Consider the following 3662-nt stretch of genomic DNA (forward strand, 5'->3'; position numbering starts at 1 on the left):
CCACTCGAAGGAGTTATTCTTGAAGCCTGCGTTCAGCTAGGCGAGCGGTATCTTGTGTTCCTTACCGACGATATTCCCCATGAGGACTGTTTGCATATCCACTTATTGGACAGCAACCTATCCAGACAAGACAGCGTAACACTGGGTGCAGCCTACACCACTGGCAACTTTCGACGCCTAAATCTTGAAGAAAGGGGAGGTCTCACCTTCGAGTTTTTTGGAGACAATGCGTGGAGAGTGTCTGTTCTGTCAGAACAGCGACTGCGAATACCGTATCTTTCCGGTTCTCGTGGCGTATCTTGGGGGAAAGGGCTTTTTCATTGGTTGGATTTAAGAAGTGTTCGCAACTCAATTTCTGAAGAATGACGTGGTCATGCCTAGAACGGCGTAGGAACGTTGAAACCAAAGAGGCAAGGAGGCTTCACAATGATCATCAAAACTATCCTCAATTTTTCCGGCTTATACGCAGCTCTCCAGTTCTGCGTAATCATCACCGGTCATGTGTTCAATTTCGAGATTCCTGCTGGCGCCCAGATTGGCCTGATGATAGGTGCTGCCTATGGCGCCATGATGACGTCGGTATCCGCGTTAGGGCGAGCGCCGAGTCGGTCGGAAAACTGGGTTTTGTCAGTCTCCGTTAACCTGTGTGCTGTGATCATATCTTTAATATTTCTGGCGGCAACGCTTTATTTTGCCGGTGGTAGCTATGCGCTTCAGGAATTCATGATGGTGTTTTCTGGTCTTCCCGTAGCGGTGTTTTTTGTGGGTGTGGGTGGCGCATTTCTGTTGCAGGTTGTTTTCTGCTTGTTGGTGTTTGGTAAGGCGGCTCGCCGTCACTTGCTGAAAGCACAAGCTGAGCAGGCCAAAACCGGGGCCTGATCCAATGACAAAGCCCCCGAATCAGGGGCTTTGTCAGACCGTCAGTGCGCCAGCACCCTAGAGAGAAACGCCTGAGTGCGTTCATTCTGCGGGTTATCAAACACGTCGTCCGGTTTACCTTCTTCCACAATCTGGCCTTCGTGGATGTAGATCACACGATCTGCCACTTCCCGGGCGAAGCCCATTTCGTGGGTGACCACCATCATGGTCATGCCTTCTTTGGCCAGCTCGCGCATTACGTCTAGCACTTCACCGATCATTTCCGGGTCCAGCGCCGAGGTGGGCTCATCGAACAGCATCAGGCGCGGTTCCATAGCCAGGGCTCGGGCAATGGCAACGCGTTGCTGCTGACCGCCGGAGAGATGGGTGGGGAATTTGTCGGCCTGGCTGCCGATACCCACGCGTTCCAACAAGCGTTCTGCGGTGGCGTTAGCAACGGTTTTGGGTGTGTCCTTAACCTTTTGAGGTGCCAACATAATGTTCTTCTTCACCGTAAGGTGAGGGAACAGATTGAACTGCTGGAACACCATGCCGACTTCCTTGCGGATGGTCGAAAGAGCTTGCTGGTTGCCGCCTTTTGGCGCCAGCTCCTGGCCGTCTACGGACAGGTGGCCAGATTCGAACTCTTCCAAGCCGTTCACGCAACGAATCAGTGTGGATTTGCCGGAGCCACTGGCACCGATAATCACCACCACTTCGCCTTGTTCTACGGATAAATCGATATCTTTAAGGACATGCAGTTTGCCGAAGTACTTGTTCATGCCCTTCATTTGTACAATCTGAGTCATGGGTCAGGTTCCTTCAGACAGAGGCCAGTCCGCGCCGTTCAACCAGGCGAAGAATCAGGGACAGTGAGAGGGTAATGGCCAGATACATAATCGCGACCACAAAATACACCTCAAACGCAGTGAAGGTGCTGGCAATGTAAACCTGGCCCTGACGAACAAGTTCGCCCACGCCAATAACCGAGAACAGGGAGGTGTCCTTGATGCTTACAATGGCCTGGTTGCCAAGCGGCGGAATCATACGCCGGAAAGCTTGCGGCCAGGTGATAGACCAGAATGTCTGAGTGCGGGACAGGCCCAGAGAAAGCCCGGCTTCGCCTTGGCCCTTGTCGATGGACTGTACGCCACCACGTACCACTTCAGAAATATAAGCGCCTGAGTTCAATGCAATCGCGGCAACACCCGCGGTAATAGGATCGATAGGCCCACCGATCAGATCAGGCAGGCCGTAGAAGATAAACAGAACCTGAACAAGAATTGGGGTGCCACGAAAGATTTCGATGTAAGCCGTTGCGGGCCACTTCAGAAACCATTTTTTGTTGATGCTCAGCAGGCCAAAAAAGATACCCAAGGCAAAACCGATAAGCAGGCCGCCAAACGAAATCATCAGGGTGTAAGGGATACCCTTAACGAGAAAGGGAACAGAGTTTATGGCTGCTTGCCAGTCAAATTGGAACTGGGATTCCACAGTGTGCGTCTCCGCAGGGGTTGGAGTCAGAAGTCGCCGGGGCAAGTAGCCCCGGCGCTAAAAAGGAACGAGCCTTGCAGCCCTTCAGCCTTTACATGCCTTCTGGCATGGGGCCGAACCACTTCTCGTAGATGGTTTTGTAGGTTCCGTCTTCTTTCATTGAGGCAATAGCGTCGTTAACTTCGTCAACCCACTCACTGCCTTTCTTTATTGCGATGCCGTACTGCTGACCTTCGTACAGTTTGCCAACGGTTTTAACCTTGCCTTCGCCCTTGGTGCTGGCAAAGTAGCCAACGTTTGGAGCATCGTAGAACACAGCGTCTACGGCACGGGACATCAGTGCCATGTACATGTCTGAACTGCCCGGGTACGGCGTTACACCGTCGTTCTTATCCAGATTTTTCTTCAGGAAGTCGTAACTGGTGCTGCCAATTTTGGAGCCGATTTTCAGGCCTTCAAGGTCGGATATTTCGGTAACGTTGTCGTTGTCCTGACGAACCAGAATACGCAGGCCGGAATCGTAGTAGGGGTCGGAGAAATCAACGATTTTTTCACGTTCTTCGGTAATGGTAATGCCAGCAATGGCGATATCCACGTTGCCGGTTTGAAGCGCAGGGATAATGCCGTTGAAGTCCATGGTGTTGATGTTGTAGTCGAAGCCGGCACGCTCGGCGACTTCAGCGATGATTTCCATGTCGAAGCCGATCATCTCACCGGTTTCTTGATCCAGCATTTCGAACGGGACGAAGCTAGGGTCGGTAGCTATTCGCAGGGTTTCGGCGCTCACTGCGCTGGCGGCGACTGTAAGTGCCAAACCAGTACCCATTGTTTTCAGCCATTTCGTGCTCATGCTTTCTCCTTTTCTTTCTTATGAAGCTCCGTTTGCCCGGTAAGGCAGGCCGCTAGAGTATCAGGTTGTGACTATGCAAAGCGGGGAGCGTGTACGGCGATGTACCTACTGCATTATAGACTATCAACCAACGACTTTCAGGAAACCCGAGTGGCGTGGTGTGCCGTAGCTAAGATTCAAGAGGTAATAAAAGCTACGCCAAACAAAGATGATATTGAGAATCAATGTTATTTAGAGCATTATGTCTGCTTTCTTCGAGTCTGCAGGGGTTCTTGGTAGTGGCGGGTCGCACACTTTTTGATGCTGGGTTTTCGGGGCTTTACCAGGAACACCATGCTTGGTTAGTAAGGTGGATTGCCAGGCGCACGGTAAGTTCAGACAGTGCCCAAGATCTTGCGCATGACACATTCATGCGATTGCTGGATCGACCCTCAGTGCCAGGCAGTATTCTCAAGCCTAG

At 51.8% G+C, this 3662-nt stretch carries 6 protein-coding genes; 3 read left to right on the forward strand and 3 right to left on the reverse strand.

Translation table 11 applies throughout. The features are described from left to right. Both ACTH3S_RS18060 and ACTH3S_RS18065 read left to right on the forward strand, forming a co-directional pair. The coding region (locus tag ACTH3S_RS18060) for a hypothetical protein (protein ID WP_441810397.1) at positions 1-366 on the forward strand (366 nt) is incomplete at its 5' end. 60 nt (positions 367-426) lie between these two features. Next, positions 427-879 carry an ABZJ_00895 family protein gene (locus ACTH3S_RS18065; protein WP_441810398.1) on the forward strand — a complete coding sequence of 151 codons (453 nt, stop codon included), beginning with the start codon at positions 427-429 and terminating at the stop codon, positions 877-879. 41 nt (positions 880-920) lie between these two features. Here the strand turns inward: ACTH3S_RS18065 and ACTH3S_RS18070 are convergent, their stop codons facing one another. From ACTH3S_RS18070 to ACTH3S_RS18080, 3 genes are all read right to left on the reverse strand, one after another. Beyond that, on the reverse strand, positions 921-1667 hold the full coding sequence (locus ACTH3S_RS18070) for an amino acid ABC transporter ATP-binding protein (protein WP_441810399.1): 747 nt from the start codon (positions 1665-1667) through the stop codon (positions 921-923). Positions 1668-1680: 13 nt separating this feature from the next. Continuing rightward, positions 1681-2352: an amino acid ABC transporter permease gene (locus ACTH3S_RS18075; RefSeq protein WP_441810400.1), complete on the reverse strand. Its 672-nt coding sequence runs from the start codon at positions 2350-2352 to the stop codon at positions 1681-1683. Positions 2353-2443: 91 nt separating this feature from the next. Further along, entirely contained in the window at positions 2444-3202 is a 759-nt protein-coding gene (locus ACTH3S_RS18080; protein ID WP_441810401.1) for a transporter substrate-binding domain-containing protein, read from the reverse strand. 278 nt (positions 3203-3480) lie between these two features. On the opposite strand from ACTH3S_RS18080, the gene ACTH3S_RS18085 reads away from it, so the two are divergent. Further along, positions 3481-3662, forward strand: a 182-nt coding sequence (locus tag ACTH3S_RS18085; protein WP_441810402.1) for a sigma factor, incomplete at its 3' end; no start/stop codon positions are given.

It is taken from the genome of Marinobacter sp., assembly GCF_052094685.1.
GTDB lineage: Bacteria > Pseudomonadota > Gammaproteobacteria > Pseudomonadales > Oleiphilaceae > Marinobacter.